The organism is Microcoleus sp. MON1_C5, assembly GCF_036701875.1.
GTDB lineage: Bacteria > Cyanobacteriota > Cyanobacteriia > Cyanobacteriales > Microcoleaceae > Microcoleus.
This window is the reverse complement of record NZ_JAUBRN010000006.1, coordinates 49,183-67,155: the sequence shown is the minus strand read 5'-3', so window position 1 is coordinate 67,155 and position 17,973 is coordinate 49,183. Positions and strand designations below refer to the sequence as shown.

Genomic DNA, 17,973 nt, shown 5'->3' with positions numbered 1-17,973 from the left:
TGTGGAACGAGCCTCTTGCCCGTTCCCGGTTAAGACAGTTGCAGCCACTCAGCAAAATAATCAATTAAATTCGCTGTTGTCTTGCTAGGATAATTGGTTGAGACTCTCGGGTCAATCGATCGACCTCACGGGAATCTTTCTGGCCGTTAAGATAAAATACCTAACTGGAGAGAATGCCCTTCAGCAATTTCACAAATTTTGAGGCTCCAAGCTTATGATGCCCTCCGCTAAACTACTCAATTCCAGAATATTCAAAGGATTATCGCTGCTGTTGCCCCTGACTCTGGCAGGCGCGATTGCCTCTCCCACTTACCCGCAAGCCGGGCCGCCCCGCACTCTCAGTGTGCGATCGGACATTCAAGAAGCCGACTCCAAAACCGGCATCGTGACAGCCCGCGGCAACGTCCAAATCAACTATCCAGCCCGCCAAATACAAGCAACCGCAGCTCAAGCACAATACTTCAGCCGCGAGCGCCGGATCATTCTCAGCGGAGATGTTTACGTATTGCAGCAGGGCAACAGCCTGCGCGGCGAAACCATAACATACCTCATTGACGAAGGGCGGTTTATTGCCCTGCCAAACAACCCAGGACAGGTAGAATCTGTCTATCTGGTTGCCCCGGAACAAGATGCAGCAGCCCAAAAAGCAGTGGGCTCCCCACGTCCAACTACAGCCCCCCGGTAAAAGCGGCTCGCAGCAGCGAAATTTCGCCTCAGCCAAAACATACTACTTGGGATAGATGCGAAATTTCGTCTTTAGAAAAGTAACAAACTTGAAAAGGTAAAATTTAAATTAGAGACTCGATCGCACAAAGCCGCAGTCTGAAATTTAGCTTGTAGAGGTTGCCGGGAGCGAACATGAAAATTGTACTCGAAAATATTCACAAATCCTACGGAAAACGCAATGTAGTCAGTCGCGTCAACCTTTCGGTAGCCCAAGGAGAAATCGTAGGACTGCTAGGCCCCAACGGTGCCGGCAAAACCACCACATTTTACATAGCAACCGGATTAGAAAAACCAAATCAAGGCACCGTTTGGCTAAACGATTTAGACATCACTAAATTGGCGATGCACCAGCGAGCGCATTTGGGAATTGGCTATCTCGCTCAAGAAGCAAGCATTTTCCGAAACATGAGCGTGCGCGACAACATTTTGTTAGTCCTAGAACAAACTCAAGTACCGCGCTGGGAATGGCGCGATCGAGTCGATTTCCTATTGCAAGAATTTCGCTTAGAAAAAATAGCATCGAGTTTGGGAATTCAAATATCTGGGGGAGAAAGGCGGCGGACTGAACTGGCCAGAGCATTAGCCGCGGGACGAGACGGGCCGATGTTCCTATTTTTAGACGAACCGTTTGCAGGCGTCGATCCGATCGCCGTAGACGAAATTCAAACCATTATTGCTAAATTGCGCGATCGTAAAATCGGCATCCTCATCACAGATCACAACGTCCGAGAAACCCTCGAAATTACCGATCGAGCCTACATCATGCGAGACGGCCAAATTTTAGCCTCCGGGGCAGAAGAAGAACTCTACAGCAACCCTTTGGTGCGGCAGTATTACTTGGGCGACAGCTTCGTGCGATAGTCTTTTGAATGCCTTCGGCAAACCGTCGAATTTGAGATTTTAGATTTTAGATTGAGGAACAATCTGCGACAACGCGCCACTATGAAAATAGCAATATCCAATTCTTTGAATCCCATCAACTGGCTGCCGAGAATTTCAGTAATGGACTGGTACATTACCAAAGAACTAATCGGGCCATTTCTCTTTGGCGTCGGACTCTTTACATCCGTCGCCGTCACAGTTGGAGCCTTATTTGAATTAGTCCGCAGAGTAACAGAATCCGGCCTCCCCTACACCGCCGCCATAGAAATTTTTCTCCTGCAAATTCCCTACTTCGTAGTATTGGCTTTCCCCATGTCAATGCTGCTAGCAACCTTAATGGCCTACAGCCGAATGTCCAGCGACAGCGAACTCATCGCCCTCCGCAGTTGCGGAGTTAGCGTTTACCGATTGATACTGCCTGCAGTGATTATGAGTTTAATTGTTGCCGGCTTCACCTTTGCTTTGCAAGAGTTAGTTGTACCCGCCGCCAGCTACAGAGCTACTCTGACTTTAGACAGAGCCCTGAAGCGAGAAAAACCGATATTTCAAGATAGAAATATTATCTACACAGAATTTCGCAAACCAGAAAAAGGCGGCGACGAAACCCTGGCCCGTTTTTTTTATGCAGAACAGTTTGACGGCCAGCGAATGAAAGGTTTAACAATTATCGATCGCTCCACCCCAGGCCTCAATCAAATCGTTTCTTCAGAATCAGCTACTTGGAATCCCTCAGAAAATACCTGGGATTTTTTCAACGGAACCGCTTATATAGTTGCTCCTGACGGTTCTTACCGCAATATAGTTAGGTTTCAACACCAGCAGTTGCAACTCCCCCGCACGCCCTTAGATTTAGCTGCTAGAGCGCGGGATTTCAAGGAAATGAACATTGCCCAAGCTTTAGAGCGTTTGGATATCCTTAAAAACAGCGGCGACGAACCGCAAATTCGCAAATTAAAGGTGCGAATTCAAGAAAAATATGCTTTTCCTTTCGTGTGCATGGTATTTGGTGTAGTGGGAGCCGCTTTGGGAACTCAACCACGCCGCTCCGGCAAGGGTACGAGTTTTGGTATTAGCGTGGTTGTGATTTTCACTTACTATGTATTTTCTTTCATGACCAGTTCTATGGGCGTGAAAGCTGTTTTGACTCCGATTCTGTCGGCTTGGCTGCCGATCCTGTTTGGCTTGGGAATCGGAGGATTGTTGTTGGTGCGGGCCGCGGCTAGGTAAGTTTTACCACTAACATTGGGAATGGGTAATTGGGAAGTTGTACTGCCCTTTCACTGCCTTCGGCTCCCTGCCCTTCGGCTACGCGAGCCCTTCGCCTACGCTGAGGAGAACCTAAGTCCAAGGGCAGGAACCGCGTAGCCTAAGTATTGGGAATTGATAATATCGTTTTCTTGGCCGAACTTCCTTCATTTAAGGATTAGAAAAAGTATTGATTTCGCCACCGCCAATATAGCGTCCCGGACGCAGGGAGCGGGGTGTAGAAAAAGGTTGAGGTTGAATGGGCTGCACGCCCTGATTTGTATTTTGGGGAACCACTCCAAAGTTAGGTGGCTCCGGCAAATTAAGCTGACTCGGTGGAGCTGTTTGAAATTGAGAATTCGCTGAATTGGGAGAGAATTGAGGGCTAATTATCTTGCTTCCCCCAATCCCACTCGCAAAGGGAGATTGACCGACATTTGGAAGTAGAGGTGTTGGTGAAGGTGTGGCTACTGGAAGAGCCACAGGTTGAACTTCAGGTGCGAAGCCTGAGCCAGATAAATTAGTTTGGTAGGGATTTTTCGGCAAAGCCACCGTTGGAGCCGCTGCATTAATTTCGGGGAGGCTCGGTACTCGGGAATTTAACCCAGCCAAGGGTTCAGGGACTGTAGCTGTGGGGTTTAAGAATTCTTGAGATTCCTTGCTCACAGTAGTTGTTGGAGCCACAGGTGGGGGAAGTGCTGTGGGAACACTCACAGGATTTGCTCCAGCTTGAGCTTTAGCGGTCGTTGGGAGCAAATTTGTCGCATTTACAGCAGCCGGATCGGAAGCCGGTCGATCGAGCAATTTAGGCAAGTTTCCAGTTTTCTCAGCCTCCGCCACCGTTGCCGAAGTGTTAGCAACGACGTATTTTTTCATAGCTGCTTGCAGCGGACTCAAAGGCAGAGAATTGTCGTTTTTTTTATCTGAATTAGCATCACTCGACCCCTGCGATAAAGTTGCTGTCGCTGTACCCCCAGACTCAGGCTCGATCGTTTTTATCCCGGAAGTCAGTCTCCCACTGCCAGATAAACTCAATGCTGATGTTGCGTTTGAACTTGGCAAGCTGGAATTTTGAGGGTTATTGTTTCCGGCATCATCGACAGCAGGATTTGCTAAATTTGGCACAGGCAAAAATCCGCCGCTTCCTACCCGCTTGGGGGCTGAAGATGGCTGAGGAGTTTCTAAGCCCCGAGCTCGAAGTTCCTCGAATAAACCTTTGCTTTTTACTACTGATGAATTTAACAAGTTCACTTCAGAAGCAGTAGAGCCATTAAACTGATTGACTAGCACTGGTAAGCTGTCGATTTCAGCCGCAATGGCGGTATCTTCAGCAGATAGCCCCGATAGCGAAGCTGGAGAGTTTGAGGCTGGTACTTCTTCGCCATCTATGCTCAACCTTTCGGGATTTACAGATACCTCCCAGATAAATAACCCCCCTGCACAGAGGACGGCTAGGGGAGCCCAAACCGCCGGTTGGATCCAGTGGCGCAACCGCGCTATTAGATAGCGGGCAGATGTAGGAAATCGCTTAATAATTGACATAGTTTTGCTTCCATCCGAGCGTGCGGATTTAAAACTATTTTTCCTAGTCTACCACATCAATCTTGATTATTTTTGCTATGCCGGGGTAAGTGCGATCGGGAGGATCTCGGTTTGGCTTTTACTGTCGGCGTGCGATCGTCCGGCTCGCTATATTTATAGACTTTGCTGTGCGGGACAGCTCGGACTCCCAAAAAACGCTTTTTACTTTCTGCAGAGATGCTCCGAGTAGGCTCAAACTTTTGATTGAAAGTTGCGAAAGCTCAATGCAACGGGTGAAAATCCATAAAGCACTGGTAGAAATATGTCTTGCTTTCGTCAAATCAAGGGGCATAAGATGATAAAATGTTATGCGATGCGGTGCCAGGTCTGCCGGGTCTGTCAGCAGCTCGACCTCAAACCAAAATGTCAAACCAAAATGTCAAGGTAAAATTGGCAATTGCTGAGAATAACACCCAAGGAAAGTTGAGAGGAAATTAATGAAAAAAGTAGTTGAAGTATTAGCAAATCGGGAACAACTAATAGATCGATCGCTGGAGATTGTGCTGTCGAAAATCTCAGAAGCCATAGCAGAACGCGGACTTTGTACGATCGCCGCAGCGGGCGGAAGCACACCGGAACCCCTCTACAGAGCGATCGCAGCCCAAGACCTGCCTTGGGACAAAATTCACGTATTCTGGGGGGACGAACGCTACGTTCCCCCAGAACACCCAGACAGCAATCAAAAAATGGCGCGCCTCGCGTGGCTCGATCGAGTGAATATCCCCGCCAGCAACATCCACCCCATGCCCACAGGCGCCGGCGACCCCGCAGCCGACGCTGCAGCGCACCAAACCGAATTACAGCAGTTCTTCAAAGTATCCGAGGGCGAGTTTCCTGCCTTCGACATCATTTTATTGGGCATAGGAGACGACGCCCACACAGCCTCTCTATTTCCTGGCACAGCAGCCTTGGAAGTCCGGGATGCCCTAGTAACTGTCGGCAACAAAGACGGTCAACCCCGCATTACCTTTACAGTCCCCTTAATCAACCGGGCCCGGTGCGTCATGTTCATGGTCGCAGGAGCCAGCAAACAACCCGCCCTAGCTCAAATTTTTGCCCCCGCAGCCGACGAAATGACCTATCCAGCCAGACTCGTTCAACCAGAGGGCGAACTTTGGTGGCTGCTCGATGCGGCGGCTGGCGAAGCAGTAAAATAGCCGACAGAGCCACAAGCGTGCCAACACAGTCAGCATTATCACTAACTCAATCTTGCCCATCACAGCTAACGTCACGGCGTCAGCTCAGTTGCTAGTATTAGCGAAGCAATATAAGAATTGTGGCGGTTAAAGTTAAAATTTGACCATATACACGAGTATTTTTATGAGGCTGATTTGAAAATCTGGCCGATAGCAAGGAGAAATCGATGATTGTCTGTCCCAATTGCAATCACCAGAACCCCGACGGGGCCAGCCAGTGTGAGGCTTGCTACACGCCTTTACCTGTTACCGCAAGTTGCTCGAACTGCGGTGCAGCAGTTCAGACAGATGCAGCATTTTGCGGCCAGTGTGGCTTTAACTTGCGTCCGGGTTCCATAGTTCCAGAAGTTGAGGTGACAGTACCGTCCCTCTCGCCTGTAGGCCCCACAGTGGTATCGTCACCGGCGCCGGATTTAGTCCCACCCGATCCCCTGATGGCAATGGAACCTCTAGTTACCCTGAATAAGGGGCTCAACTTGGAAAAAACTCCCGCCAGCATTCCGACGATTCCCGATCCCCCGCCATCGCCCTCGGTTCCTGTTACAACTGAATCGGTGGCAACACCAGTAAATATCTCTCCTACGGTTCCGGGCCCACAGCCAGCAGGTGTAGCTAAAACTCAACTGCAACAGCAGTCGGCCCGCCTGCTACACGTTCAGACAAATACGCCGATGGAATTGCCTCACAGTCTGTCTGTGGTTCACATAGGCAAGCCAAATGACTTAGTACCGCCGGATATTGATGTTTCGGGATTTGCTAATTCTGAGATAGTTTCTCGGGTACACGCAAATCTCCGGGTGGAGGGAGATGCTTGCTACCTAGAAGATGTAGGCAGTTCCAACGGCACTTACGTCAACAATACTCCGCTACCCAAGGGAAACCGCCACCGGTTGCGACCGGGAGACCGCATCTCTCTGGGCAAAGGAGACCTGGTTACCTTTTTATTTCAAATCTCTTAGAGCGAGTTTGGATTGGGCGATCGAAAGTCTAAAATCTAAAATCGCATCTTGAGGCGCTCTACCAAAACTCAATGCTGCCAATGTGATTAAGCTGACCTTGCTACATCCACTCCAGTCTATACCCGTCCGCAGTTGGATCTTTGAAGACGAGCAGGTCGTCCGGATCGGGCGCTCGACCGAAAACCACGTCGTTCTTTTTAGCGCTGTGGTTTCTCGTCGCCACATCGAATTGCGGCGCAGCGGCATAACTTGGGAACTGATCAATTTAGGTACCAACGGCACTTACCTCGATGGTAAGCCGATCGCTAAGGTTCCCATTGTGGACGGTCTGATCGTTCACTTGGCTCGCTCAGGTCCGAAAATTCAAATCAACGTAGGCCCGAATCAGTCCTCAGTCCAGTTAGGACAAATTAGCGTCAAGCCAAGGGAGGCTAAGGAAATTCACGCTCCCTCGGGCGCCGTGCAAATTAGCACGATTCCTGTTCCCGACCAAAAAGAAGTTGGCACTTCCAGGGAAGAGGAGGAGTTAACGGAGGCAGATCATACTCGCCATTATTCGGAAGAAGAATATTAAACCGGCTTCTTTGGACGATCGACATTTTTCAAAGGCGGCACTCAGGAGTTTATTTATGAGTACATCACCACAGATTGTTAGGCGCAGCGAACTGCTCAACCGCCGCACGATCGACCGCAGAACGGCGGAAGAGGTCGGCAGGGTAGATCGGGTTTGGCTCGATGCTCACTCCCAACGGGCGATCGGCTTTACTTGCAAGTCGGGACTTTTGGGCAGCAAAAAAACTTGGTTCGCTTGGGCGCAAGTTGATACGGTGGGGGAAAATGTTTTTGTCACCATTAACCCGGAACTGCCAGAATTGCATCAGCCGGAACAAGCTGTTTGTCCGATCGGGCTTGAGGTGCTCACGGACGCTGGGAATCAGGCAGGTGCAGTGGTTGACTACCTATTCGATGTCCGCACGGGTTCAGTCACCCACTACCTATTTAAATCGAGCGGCTGGCGCGGTGTTTTAGACGACATTTACTTGTTACCTGTGGCAGCTATTTCGACCATCGGCAGCAAGCGGGCGATCGTCTCTGAAGCTGCTGTATCGGAGCCAGTGCAGTACGCGGAGGGACTGCACAAAAAAGTCGGTCTGGTAGCAGAGTTTTTACATGAAGATTTCGACAGAACGCTCAAAAATGTGGCAGGTGTGAAGCGGGGCGCTCAAAGTCTCGCGGAAAAATTCCAAGATAAAGCTCTAGAAGTCAGGGATGTAGCTCAAGAAAAAGTTGCACAGTTGAAGCGGCAAAGACAAGAATCTGTCCCGCCAGAGCCGAACCCGGAGCCGCCCGAGTCAGATTTGAGCTGAAGTTTGGCCTTCCCGCTCGCCCTGCGACTAATTGCCGAGCGCATTTTGGGCCGACGCGCGCGAGGAAGGTCGATCGGTATTTTCGCTATGAGAGATTGATGTGTTGTCCCTCAAAATTCCAGTGCTGCTCAAAGCATTGTATTTTAAAGGTATCGCATCAATAAGGAAAATGTTAGCAACTCAAAAAGACCTATGCTGTTTGATACAACCAACAAGTATTTTATGTAGAGCCCCCAGCATTAATAATTGGTTAACTTCTTTCTTTACAAACAGCGATTCCTCGATCGTTGACTGTCGCCCGATCGAGAACTCGAATCAGCGCTGCAACCAGCGCGGGTCTGAGTTAAATTCTCTGGTTCGTCAGCGGGAAAAGGGTGATTTGGCCGATCGAATTGAGCGGCTCACCCATGCGAACAATCGTTCCCTCCCAGACCACATTAATCAAGCGGTTAAGACCGCTGTCAATCACTGGGACGTTCACCCGATTAATAACATCGTGTTTGGTTGTTACCGAGGACAGCAAAAATTTGCGTCTGCGCCAAAAGCTAACCATCAAAAGTTGGTTCAACTGCCTCAAGCAGCCAAAAGTTCAAATTTTACGGCAGAGCGAGGGAATCATGGCGCACTGACGACGCCTTTAAAAATCAAATTTTTTGCAGTTTTCTCCCAAAAAATCTCTCTGGAAGTATCCCCGTTTCTGTCTGGCGGTGGAGTGTCAAAACATCAGTGATTACCTTAACTCTTTTACATCCTATCCAGTCTGTAGCGGTTCAAAGTTGGTGTTTTGAAGCTGAACCGGTGGTTCGGATCGGTCGATCGAACGACAATGATGTAATTATTTACAGCGCTGTAGTTTCCCGCCACCATGTAGAGCTGTGGAATCACGCCAATGGCTGGGAAATTATTAATTTTGGTGCTAACGGCACTTATGTAGATGATAGACCGATCGCTCAGGTGTCAGTTGTGGACGGGATGACAATTCGCTTGGGCAACTCCGGGCCAAAAATCAGGATTGGGGTGGCCGCCACGAATCAACCGGGCAAAATAATCAAGCCACCGCAGCAGGACCTCCGTCAAAAGGAGGAAGTTTCAAAAAACAGGTCAACTGCTTGGCCTGGGGTCGTGGGAATAATCGAAGACGATGAACATGGAGGGCTCACTCAAATCGATCTGGACTGATCGGCAGCTATCTATTGCAGGCTAGTTCAAACAAAGCTCAGAGGCCCAATTCGAGCGTCTAACTAATATTGTGGTAAGTGGCCTCATTGGTGCCTAAATATCCCTATACATTAATTAACAGGTTCTCTAGTAGGATTTCACCCTTCTAAAGATAGGATTGGGGGGATCTCTATCGATGTTACCTCAGTTTCACTGCTTGCCCACCGGCGGTAATCCGAGAGCAACTGGTGCATCAACCGCTGTTTGACGCTCAGCAGTACGCTCTTGAGCAAAGCATTCCCCGTTGCTTCTAAAATGGGTTTGGGCGTCAGCCAAAACGGCGGCGGTAACTCTACTTGCACTTCCAAATCCGCTTTTCCCCTCAAGTATGCTACGCCGCTGCTTTGGTGTACACAAAGCTGTCCTTTGAGATTGAGAGCAAAGCGATCGTTGATATAACCCACGCCGCGAATTTCGCAGGCGACGGACTCCAAATTGATTGTGCCGTCCGACTGCGCCCACACCCTCATGTCTACTGTGGGTTGAAGGCTCAGCATCATAAATTGTAACGGTCGCATTTTTAGGCGGAAACAGTCATCGCTTAGCTGTTCTGTGCGACTTTGATCGACAAGGGCGTTCACCAGTCGCCTCGGCTGGCGCAGATAATGTTGAATGGGAACCCGTTCCTCTGGTACGGCGATCTCAACGGATTGGGAAGAATTAAAGCGGGTATACATGAGAAAATATCAAAATATAGGATTCCTAAGCATATCTTAATAAAGTATCACCTTTTCTAAGGTGACATAAGTCGCGCACTAAGTCGTGTACCCAGCAATGTCATCCGAGAAATCACCGATAAAAGCTTTCGGGACATTGCTAATTTTTCATCATACTTCCTAGCTGATGAGAGTAAAGCAAACATTTGTAACCTAAAATTGCCTCTAAATGAAAATTTCGATCGCACATCTCGGCCCTGTTGGTACAAATGCAGAAACAGCGGCTCTAGCTTATGTCAATTGGTTGAGCCTGAAAACTAACTTGGAATGCACCCTGTGTCCTTATTCCACCATTTCCCAAGCGCTAGAGGCATCGGCCGTAGGGCAGGTTGACTATTCAGTTGTGCCCGTTGAAAATTCGATCGAAGGCAGTGTGACTGTCACCTTAGATACACTGTGGCGACTCGATCAACTCCGCATTCAACACGCCTTAGTTTTGCCAATTTCCCACGCTCTGGTATCTAATGCTAAAAATTTTAACGAGATTCAAAAAGTTTACTCTCACCCGCAAGCGCTAGCTCAGTGTCAGGTATGGTTGGGGCAGTTTATTCCCTCAGCTCAATTAATTCCGGCCAATTCTACCACGGAAGCATTGCAATATCTGGAAGATAGAAATGTAGCAGCGATATCTTCGCCAAGAGCTGCTGAACTTTACCATTTGCCAGTGTTAGCTCAACCCATTAATGATTATCCCGATAATTACACTCGATTTTGGGTACTCAGCAGGAGTTTTGGAGAAATCGCAAACGTAGAACCAGGGGAGCGCTCATCCATTAAATCCATTACAGAATCTGCTTCTAAGTTGATCCTCGATGCTTCACCGTCTAATTGCACCCATACCTCACTAGCTTTTAGCGTACCTGCCAATATGCCGGGAGCACTGGTAAAACCTTTGCAAGTATTTGCCAGTCGGGGTATTAATTTAAGTCGGATTGAATCTAGACCGACTAAAAGATCGCTCGGAGAATATATTTTCTTTATGGACGTTGAGGCTAACGCCTGCCAAGCATTTGTTCGATCGGCACTCGAAGAATTAAAAAATCACACAGAAACTTTAAAAATCTTTGGTTGCTACAGCTTGCTGTCAGTAGTATAATTTCTTTTTATGTACTATACTTTTTAAGTAAAACTTAGGAGGCTGGTGAGATGAATGCTGATGAACTTCTCAAGCGATACGCAGCCGGAGAAAGAAATTTTCATGAAACAAACTTGAAAGAGGCTTCTTTGCGAGAAGCTTTCCTAATTCATATTAATCTAGCCTGCGCGAATCTCAAAGAAATAAATTTTGCTTTGGCAAACTTAAGGGGGGCAAACTTAATAGCTGCCAAGCTCAAGAATGCTTGCCTGGTGATGACAAAACTCAATGGGGCTAACCTGAGCCGAGCAGATCTAACTTTCGCAAGATTAACAGGAGCTGACATGATTGAGGCAAACCTGAAAAAGGCAAACTTGAGCGACACCAAAATGATTGGTGTTAATTTGAGCGGAGCATCCTTGTACGCGGCAAACCTGATGGAAGCGAATCTCCTAGATGCTTGCTTGGACAATACAAACCTCGAAAGAGCGAATCTAAGTGAGGCAAAACTGCGGGGCGCAAGCCTGAGAACAGCCAACTTGAGAAACGCTTTTTTGTGTGAAACTAACCTTGAGGGGGCAGATTTGAGCGGTGCTGATTTAAGCGGTGCTAATTTGAGCGGGGCATTTTTATGCGGGGCTAATCTCGAAGGAGCGAAGCTAGATGAGGCAATTTTAAGTGGGGCTATACATTTTTGCGTCAGACAAGTTTGAGATCACGCAATATATAACCTGAGAATCCGACAACTAAGGACTAAAAAATATACTATTGACTTGGCTGAAAGTGAAGTCTATTTGCTGCTGTACCTTAGCAAAATGAAGCTGCATCTTGAGGATCTCTTTCTTGGAATTAGCTTGAGCAATCTTACTTTCCAAAGCCAGCAAGTTGCGGTTGAGATTTTCTACTCGCACAGTTTGGTAGTCTAAGTCAATTTTTAGTTCTGCCGCCCGATCGACTTGAACCTGCTTGCGAACCGCGGCGAGGCGGACTGAATTTTCATCCTGTGTCTGAAGAGCTAGCAAAGCTCGCTGCTGCCACTGGTTGGCTTGAGATTCAGCTTGATTGTACAGCCACTGAATCCGCAGTTGGGCGGAAATCGCAGTGCCAACAGCCTGACGCAGTTCTTTGAGAGGTTCCTGAATTTCTAAGATTAATAGTTCCCAAAGATTCATCAGTTCGCTGGTAAATTCTTCGCGTTCTACAGAGGCTACCAGTGCTTCTAAGAGCAACAAATTTGGTTGCATTTGCTGCGTAACTGTCTCAAATATTAACTGTGCTTCGGACATTTGCCGATCGTAATTTTTTTCTGAGACTGCACCCGATGAGTGCTTTAATATTTTTTCACTGCTATCTACCTTAGCTTCGGAATCTGAACTTGAAGCTACAAAGGCCTGTAATTTTTCGCGGGCGATCGAATTCAGCCTTTGTCGAAGCAAATCGCAGGCAGCCCGCTGCACTGGCCCTGTTTCGCTTTGACAAATGTTGATGACTATTTTTAAGCCGGCATCGCCGTAATTCAATGTCTCTCTCAGGGCGGCGATTCGATGTTCGCTGACAGAACTAGACAGCCGATGTTTAACTCCTGCTAGTCCGCCGAGCACTACACCGCCCACAGGAGGTGGCAGTTGACCGCCTCTAACTGCATCGTATGGTTTCGGTTGGTCGTGATTGTCTAACACAAGTTACTGCTATAAGGAACCTATCCGAACCTGTTTGAAGTTAAGAATTAAACAGATACCAGTTCCCAAAAAGAATGGAACTGTAGGCAATCTCCGAACTCTTAGTTCATAACTCATTCCCAGTCGAAAATCGCAAATCGAAAATGGTATGATTTGTGTGTAATTCTTCCTTCAATGCAGGTCAAACCGATCGTGCTTTTTCCTAGGCAAATTGGCTACTTGAGGGTATCTTTAAGTACAGTCCTCGCTGCCAAGTGATTGCGAGTAGAAGTCAAAATTTCGGTTTCGCGTTCCAATCTCGCAGCAGTATCTTGCAATTCTAAAAGAGTTTGCTGTTCTGTGGCTGCGCCGTAAAGGTAGCTGGCTACCCAGTAGGACAATTCTGTAGGCAAACTGGGAATGTCTTCGGGCAGGTCGATCGGCTGATCCATCAATTTACTGGAGAGGCGAACTACATCTCTCAGCAGTTGTTCGACATCTTTTCCCAAAGGTCTGAGGTCTTTTTGCGGCGGTTCGTCTTCAATCCATTCTACTAGACCGACTAAATAGGGTTTTTCCCGAACGGCGTCGAGAACTCGGAACCGCTGCTGTCCGAGAGTCATAATTTTCATGCGATCGTCGGGTAGGCGTTGGCAGTGAATCACTTCGGCGCAACAGCCGACGGCGGAGACTTTGTTTTGGTTGGGGTCCCACATGAGTACACCGAAACGCCGATCGCCCTCCAGAATCGTATTCATCATGATTCGATAGCGAAACTCGAAGATTTGCAGCGGGAGTGGCCTACCTGGAAATAGAACCACTTCCGGCAACGGAAATAAGGGGAGTTCGCGAACTGCTACAGAGGAAGAGGATGCCATTGTCGCTCAAAAGTGACGGTACTTGCGCTTATTTTTCTTACTTTAACTGATTAAAGGCAATTCCGGGGCAGGAGCGATCGGGCTTTTGCGACGCGGATTAGAGCGACCGATCGCGATCGCCCGTGCTGGCAGCTTGACAAAGGCGTTATTTCGTCAAAATGCTAAATATACCTTTTTGCTGAACTAAGTGATGCTGAATGCGATGATAGCGACTGCTCAAGGAGCGTTTTTGTAGCGATCGCCCCTTAATTAAGAATAATTATTTAAGTTCGTGCCGGAGCCAAAATTATTGTTGATTATTAACTAATAACTAATACCTAATAAGTAATGACTAGGGAACTTTATGCAAAAAGAAGGAACAAATGCTTTTCCCTTTGATCCTTCTTTCTGCGTTTGAGATAGGTCAATCTACAGCTTGACTTCGATATCTACGCCGGCTGGCAAATCCAGTTTCATCAAAGCGTCAATTGTTTTGGCTGATGGCTGGTGAATGTCGATAATCCGGCGGTGCGTGCGGGTTTCAAAGTGTTCGCGAGAATCTTTGTCTACGTGGGGCGAGCGCAGCAAGCAGTAAATCCGCCGTTTTGTCGGTAGGGGAATCGGGCCGATCGCTGTGGCTGCTGTGCGATTTGCTGTATCTACAATCTTTTCGCAGGATGCGTCTAGAATTCGGCGATCGAAAGCTTTGAGGCGAATGCGAATTTTTTGTTGTTGAATTGTTGCCATTTTTGTTTCTTGAATTTTCGAGGTTCAGTTTGTTGTTTGTTGTCTGTTGTCTGTCGTCTATTTGCAGTTGTCTTTGGGCTAACTGCTAACAGCAGACTTCTGAGTAATAACTAATCACTAAATAGCAGAAAAGCCTGATTAAATTTGGCGGCTTTTCTGCTATTTAAGCTGTTATCGGATTCCTACTTGAGGATTTTGGAAACAACGCCGGCGCCGACGGTGCGTCCGCCTTCGCGGATAGCGAAGCGCATTCCTTGTTCGATCGCGATCGGGTGAATCAGCTCAACAGTCATTTTGATCCGGTCACCAGGCATCACCATTTCTGCTTCACTACCGTCATCAGCGGTGAACTGTGCGATCGTGCCGGTCACGTCAGTGGTACGGACGTAGAATTGAGGGCGATATCCAGAGAAAAAGGGCGTGTGCCGGCCGCCTTCTTCCTTCTTCAGGATGTACACTTCAGATTCAAACTGAGTGTGAGGCATGATGCTTTTCGGCTTGGCAATCACCATTCCGCGTTCAATATCCGCCTTTAAAATCCCCCGCAGCAGTAGACCCACGTTATCGCCGGCCAAACCTTCCTCCAGAGACTTGGTGAACATTTCCACACCAGTCACCGTAGTGCTGCGAGTGTCCTTAAGACCCACCAATTCGACTGTTTCGCCGACTTTGATGGTTCCGCGCTCAATCCGGCCTGTGGCGACAGTACCCCGACCAGTAATCGAGAATACGTCTTCAACTGCCATCAAGAAAGGCTTGTCAACTTCGCGCTCTGGGGTGGGGATGTAAGCATCTACTTCTTCCATCAGCTTGTAAATTTTGTCAACCCACTCATTTTCGCCCTTTACAGTCTTGGGATTAGCAAGCATCGCTTCGAGAGCTTTCAATCCCGAACCTGTGACGATGGGGATGTCATCGCCCGGAAAATCGTAAGAGCTCAAAAGTTCGCGAACTTCCAGTTCTACCAATTCCAACAGTTCAGCATCATCCACCATGTCTTCTTTGTTCAAGAACACAACCAAGCTGGGAACGCCAACTTGCTTTGCCAGCAGGATGTGTTCGCGAGTTTGAGGCATGGGGCCGTCTGCTGCTGATACCACTAAGATGCCGCCGTCCATTTGAGCTGCACCGGTGATCATGTTTTTCACATAGTCAGCGTGTCCGGGGCAATCTACGTGGGCATAGTGCCGACCTGTGGTTTCGTATTCGACGTGAGCAGTATTAATCGTAATACCCCGTGCTTTTTCTTCTGGCGCGGCGTCGATGTCGGCGTAGTTCTTAGCCTTTGCTTGACCTAGTGCAGAGAGAGTCATCGTAATCGCGGCGGTCAAAGTTGTTTTGCCGTGGTCAACGTGACCGATCGTGCCGATGTTTACGTGGGGTTTATTCCGTTCAAATTTTGCGCGTGCCATTCTCGATTTGTTCCTTGTTTCTTTTAGCGATTTTAGATTTTAACATTTTAGATTTTAGACTTTGGATTTCATCCAAAATCCAAAATCTAAAATTCAAAATCGTTAGTTACCTTTGTTCTTAGCGATGATGGCTTCAGCCACATTTCGCGGCACTTCTTCGTAATGGCTGAATTCCATTGTGAAGATGCCCCGACCTTGGGTTTTCGAGCGGATGTCAGTGGCGTAGCCAAACATTTCTGCTAGTGGAACTTTTACAGAAACTTTGGCAATTCCCTGATCCGTCTCTTGGCCTTCGATCTGACCCCGACGCGAGTTGAGGTCTCCGATGACGTTCCCGATGTAATCTTCGGGAACTTCAACCTCTACTTTCATCATAGGCTCTAGCAGCACTGGCGACGCCTTCATCACGGCTTCTTTGATCGCCATTGAGCCGGCGATCTTAAATGCCATTTCCGAAGAGTCTACGTCGTGGAAAGACCCGTCTACCATAGTAGCTTTGAGGTCGATCACGGGATATCCTGCTACAATACCCGATTCGCAGGCTTCTTTCATCCCTTGTTCTGCCGGGCCGATGTACTCTTTCGGTACAGTGCCGCCGACAATTTTGGAGACAAATTCAAAGCCACTTCCGACTTCGGTAGGTTCTAGTTCGATCACGACGTGACCGTACTGACCTTTACCGCCGCTTTGGCGGATAAATTTACCTTCGGCGCGGACGGCTTTGCGAATGGTTTCGCGGTAGGCTACTTGCGGCTGACCCACGTTGGCTTCTACTTTGAATTCCCGCAGCATCCTGTCTACCAGGATTTCCAGGTGCAGTTCGCCCATGCCGGCGATGACTGTCTGGTTGGTTTCTGGGTCAACGTTGACTCGGAAGGTGGGGTCTTCTTCCGAGAGCGACTGGAGGGCTTTGGAAAGCTTCTCCATGTCTTGTTTGGTTTTGGGTTCGACAGCCACCGAGATGACTGGCTCTGGAATAAACAGAGATTCCAGAATCACGGGCGCTCCTTCTTCGCAGAGGGTGTCGCCGGTGAAGGTGTCTTTCAAACCCAAGGCTGCTCCCAAGTCTCCGGCCCGCAGTTCCTCAACTTCTATCCGATCGTCGGCTTTGAGGACAATTAAGCGAGAAACCCGCTCTTTTTTGTCCTTGGTGGAGTTGAGGACGTAGGTGCCTTTTTTGAGGATACCGGAGTAGACGCGAACAAAGGTCAGCCGGCCGTAGGGGTCAGCCATGATTTTAAATGCCAGGGCTGACAGGGGCGCGCCGTCGTCTGCAAATCGTTCTGCGGTGTCGCCGTTGGGCAGGAGTCCTTGAATTGGGGGAACTTCCAATGGCGAGGGCAGGTAGTCGATAACTGCATCCAACAACAACTGAACGCCTTTGTTTTTGAATGCCGAACCGCACAACATGGGGACGATCGTACCTTCGACAGTGCCGTGACGCAGGGCCAAGCGGATTTCGTCTTCCGTTAACTCTTCGCCTTCGAGGTATTTCTCCGTGAGGGCGTCGTTGGTTTCTGCTACCGACTCTATCAGCTTGGTGCGGTATTCTACGGCTAGATCCTTTACTTCATCGGGGATTTCTACTTCCTCGATGTCGGTTCCCGTGTCGTTGTTGTAGATATAGGCTTTCATTTGCACTAAGTCTACAATTCCCCGGAAGTTTTCTTCACTGCCGATCGGGATTTGGATGGGTACGGCGTTCGCTCTCATTCGATCGCGAATTTGGGCGTAGACTTTGTAGAAGTTTGCGCCCATCCGATCCATTTTGTTGACGAACACGATCCGCGGTACTTTGTACCGATCGGCCTGTCGCCAAACTGTCTCGGATTGCGGCTGCACTCCCCCTACCGAGCAGAACACTGCGATCACTCCGTCGAGCACTCGCATCGAGCGTTCGACTTCGATCGTGAAGTCTACGTGTCCGGGAGTGTCGATGATGTTGATTTTGTAATCTTTCCAACTGGTGGTGATAGCAGCGGCAGTAATCGTAATTCCCCGCTCCCGCTCTTGCTCCATCCAGTCAGTGACTGCTGTTCCCTCGTGCACTTCACCCATTTTGTGAACCATGCCTGAATAGAACAGAATTCTTTCAGTTGTTGTTGTTTTGCCCGCGTCGATGTGGGCTGCGATGCCGATGTTGCGAGTTTTTTCTAGCGGGACGGTACGTGCCACAGCTACCTCCTTAATCTTGTGTTGCTGTTATAATACTATTATACTACACAGTAACCCTATTTTGCACTCCCCAGCGACTTACAAAAGTCTCTGGAGCTTATTGTTACATTTTAATATTTTTTGCAAAATTTGTTTACAAAAATATTAAGGATGCGACAT

The 17,973-nt window shown here is 48.4% G+C and carries 18 protein-coding genes; 11 read left to right on the top strand and 7 right to left on the bottom strand.

Annotated elements, in window-relative coordinates; all coding sequences use genetic code 11:
* Positions 1-214: 214 nt before the first annotated feature.
* The 3 genes from QUA71_RS04635 to QUA71_RS04625 all read left to right on the top strand — a co-directional run bounded on the left by QUA71_RS04635 (position 215) and on the right by QUA71_RS04625 (position 2,835).
* On the top strand, positions 215-685 hold the full coding sequence (locus QUA71_RS04635; protein ID WP_190660893.1) for an LptA/OstA family protein: 471 nt from the start codon (positions 215-217) through the stop codon (positions 683-685).
* A 173-nt stretch (positions 686-858) separates the two neighbouring features.
* Positions 859-1,587 (top strand): LPS export ABC transporter ATP-binding protein, encoded by a 729-nt coding sequence (gene lptB / locus QUA71_RS04630; protein ID WP_190738078.1) that lies wholly within the window; start codon positions 859-861, stop codon positions 1,585-1,587.
* Positions 1,588-1,668: 81 nt separating this feature from the next.
* Positions 1,669-2,835 carry an LptF/LptG family permease gene (locus QUA71_RS04625; protein WP_333282725.1) on the top strand — a complete coding sequence of 389 codons (1,167 nt, stop codon included), beginning with the start codon at positions 1,669-1,671 and terminating at the stop codon, positions 2,833-2,835.
* 189 nt (positions 2,836-3,024) lie between these two features.
* Here the strand turns inward: QUA71_RS04625 and QUA71_RS04620 are convergent, their stop codons facing one another.
* Entirely contained in the window at positions 3,025-4,395 is a 1,371-nt protein-coding gene (locus tag QUA71_RS04620; protein WP_333282722.1) for a hypothetical protein, read from the bottom strand.
* Between the two features lie 476 nt (positions 4,396-4,871).
* Here QUA71_RS04620 and pgl point away from each other — a divergent pair, with 476 nt between their 5' ends.
* The 6 genes from pgl (at position 4,872) to QUA71_RS04590 (ending at position 9,135) form a co-directional block, all read left to right on the top strand.
* The gene (pgl, locus tag QUA71_RS04615) at positions 4,872-5,591 is read left to right on the top strand and encodes a 6-phosphogluconolactonase (protein WP_190660887.1); all 720 of its coding nucleotides are present in this window, start codon (positions 4,872-4,874) and stop codon (positions 5,589-5,591) included.
* A gap of 206 nt (positions 5,592-5,797) precedes the next feature.
* Entirely contained in the window at positions 5,798-6,589 is a 792-nt protein-coding gene (locus QUA71_RS04610) for an FHA domain-containing protein (protein ID WP_333282719.1), read from the top strand.
* 97 nt (positions 6,590-6,686) lie between these two features.
* Entirely contained in the window at positions 6,687-7,163 is a 477-nt protein-coding gene (locus QUA71_RS04605; RefSeq protein ID WP_445243748.1) for an FHA domain-containing protein, read from the top strand.
* Positions 7,164-7,218: 55 nt separating this feature from the next.
* Positions 7,219-7,956: a PRC-barrel domain-containing protein gene (locus QUA71_RS04600; RefSeq protein WP_333282713.1), complete on the top strand. Its 738-nt coding sequence runs from the start codon at positions 7,219-7,221 to the stop codon at positions 7,954-7,956.
* Positions 7,957-8,125: 169 nt separating this feature from the next.
* On the top strand, positions 8,126-8,686 hold the full coding sequence (locus tag QUA71_RS04595) for a hypothetical protein (RefSeq protein WP_333282710.1): 561 nt from the start codon (positions 8,126-8,128) through the stop codon (positions 8,684-8,686).
* Complete coding sequence (locus QUA71_RS04590; RefSeq protein ID WP_333282707.1) at positions 8,683-9,135, top strand: FHA domain-containing protein; 453 nt, start codon at positions 8,683-8,685, stop codon at positions 9,133-9,135. Before QUA71_RS04595 ends, QUA71_RS04590 begins: the two co-directional genes overlap by 4 nt.
* 137 nt (positions 9,136-9,272) lie before the next feature.
* Here QUA71_RS04590 and QUA71_RS04585 read toward each other — a convergent pair whose 3' ends face one another.
* Positions 9,273-9,851, bottom strand: a complete 579-nt coding sequence (locus tag QUA71_RS04585; RefSeq protein WP_333282704.1) for a DUF1997 domain-containing protein — start codon at positions 9,849-9,851, stop codon at positions 9,273-9,275.
* Positions 9,852-10,059: 208 nt separating this feature from the next.
* On the opposite strand from QUA71_RS04585, the gene pheA reads away from it, so the two are divergent.
* Both pheA and QUA71_RS04575 read left to right on the top strand, forming a co-directional pair.
* Positions 10,060-10,986 carry a prephenate dehydratase gene (pheA, locus tag QUA71_RS04580; protein WP_333282700.1) on the top strand — a complete coding sequence of 309 codons (927 nt, stop codon included), beginning with the start codon at positions 10,060-10,062 and terminating at the stop codon, positions 10,984-10,986.
* 50 nt (positions 10,987-11,036) lie between these two features.
* Entirely contained in the window at positions 11,037-11,678 is a 642-nt protein-coding gene (locus QUA71_RS04575; protein ID WP_333282698.1) for a pentapeptide repeat-containing protein, read from the top strand.
* 33 nt (positions 11,679-11,711) lie between these two features.
* Here QUA71_RS04575 and QUA71_RS04570 read toward each other — a convergent pair whose 3' ends face one another.
* The 5 genes from QUA71_RS04570 to fusA all read right to left on the bottom strand — a co-directional run bounded on the left by QUA71_RS04570 (position 11,712) and on the right by fusA (position 17,814).
* Positions 11,712-12,644: a PspA/IM30 family protein gene (locus QUA71_RS04570; protein WP_333282695.1), complete on the bottom strand. Its 933-nt coding sequence runs from the start codon at positions 12,642-12,644 to the stop codon at positions 11,712-11,714.
* A gap of 215 nt (positions 12,645-12,859) precedes the next feature.
* Complete coding sequence (locus QUA71_RS04565; RefSeq protein ID WP_006632192.1) at positions 12,860-13,501, bottom strand: LON peptidase substrate-binding domain-containing protein; 642 nt, start codon at positions 13,499-13,501, stop codon at positions 12,860-12,862.
* A gap of 408 nt (positions 13,502-13,909) precedes the next feature.
* On the bottom strand, positions 13,910-14,227 hold the full coding sequence (gene rpsJ, locus QUA71_RS04560; RefSeq protein ID WP_006632193.1) for a 30S ribosomal protein S10: 318 nt from the start codon (positions 14,225-14,227) through the stop codon (positions 13,910-13,912).
* A 182-nt stretch (positions 14,228-14,409) separates the two neighbouring features.
* Positions 14,410-15,639, bottom strand: a complete 1,230-nt coding sequence (gene tuf / locus QUA71_RS04555; RefSeq protein ID WP_190660866.1) for an elongation factor Tu — start codon at positions 15,637-15,639, stop codon at positions 14,410-14,412.
* 102 nt (positions 15,640-15,741) lie between these two features.
* Complete coding sequence (fusA, locus tag QUA71_RS04550) at positions 15,742-17,814, bottom strand: elongation factor G (RefSeq protein WP_333282691.1); 2,073 nt, start codon at positions 17,812-17,814, stop codon at positions 15,742-15,744.
* Positions 17,815-17,973 lie beyond the last annotated feature (159 nt).

What these genes read in the sequence shown, in the direction of transcription:
- QUA71_RS04585 (WP_333282704.1), bottom strand. Translation starts at nt 9,851, where the DNA reads ATGTATACCCGCTTTAATTCTTCCCAATCCGTTGAGATCGCCGTACCA.
- QUA71_RS04620 (WP_333282722.1), bottom strand. Translation starts at nt 4,395, where the DNA reads ATGTCAATTATTAAGCGATTTCCTACATCTGCCCGCTATCTAATAGCG.
- pgl (WP_190660887.1), top strand. Translation starts at nt 4,872, where the DNA reads ATGAAAAAAGTAGTTGAAGTATTAGCAAATCGGGAACAACTAATAGAT.
- QUA71_RS04575 (WP_333282698.1), top strand. Translation starts at nt 11,037, where the DNA reads ATGAATGCTGATGAACTTCTCAAGCGATACGCAGCCGGAGAAAGAAAT.
- QUA71_RS04625 (WP_333282725.1), top strand. Translation starts at nt 1,669, where the DNA reads ATGAAAATAGCAATATCCAATTCTTTGAATCCCATCAACTGGCTGCCG.
- rpsJ (WP_006632193.1), bottom strand. Translation starts at nt 14,227, where the DNA reads ATGGCAACAATTCAACAACAAAAAATTCGCATTCGCCTCAAAGCTTTC.
- lptB (WP_190738078.1), top strand. Translation starts at nt 859, where the DNA reads ATGAAAATTGTACTCGAAAATATTCACAAATCCTACGGAAAACGCAAT.
- pheA (WP_333282700.1), top strand. Translation starts at nt 10,060, where the DNA reads ATGAAAATTTCGATCGCACATCTCGGCCCTGTTGGTACAAATGCAGAA.
- QUA71_RS04610 (WP_333282719.1), top strand. Translation starts at nt 5,798, where the DNA reads ATGATTGTCTGTCCCAATTGCAATCACCAGAACCCCGACGGGGCCAGC.
- tuf (WP_190660866.1), bottom strand. Translation starts at nt 15,639, where the DNA reads ATGGCACGCGCAAAATTTGAACGGAATAAACCCCACGTAAACATCGGC.
- QUA71_RS04595 (WP_333282710.1), top strand. Translation starts at nt 8,126, where the DNA reads ATGTTAGCAACTCAAAAAGACCTATGCTGTTTGATACAACCAACAAGT.
- QUA71_RS04565 (WP_006632192.1), bottom strand. Translation starts at nt 13,501, where the DNA reads ATGGCATCCTCTTCCTCTGTAGCAGTTCGCGAACTCCCCTTATTTCCG.
- QUA71_RS04635 (WP_190660893.1), top strand. Translation starts at nt 215, where the DNA reads ATGATGCCCTCCGCTAAACTACTCAATTCCAGAATATTCAAAGGATTA.
- QUA71_RS04600 (WP_333282713.1), top strand. Translation starts at nt 7,219, where the DNA reads ATGAGTACATCACCACAGATTGTTAGGCGCAGCGAACTGCTCAACCGC.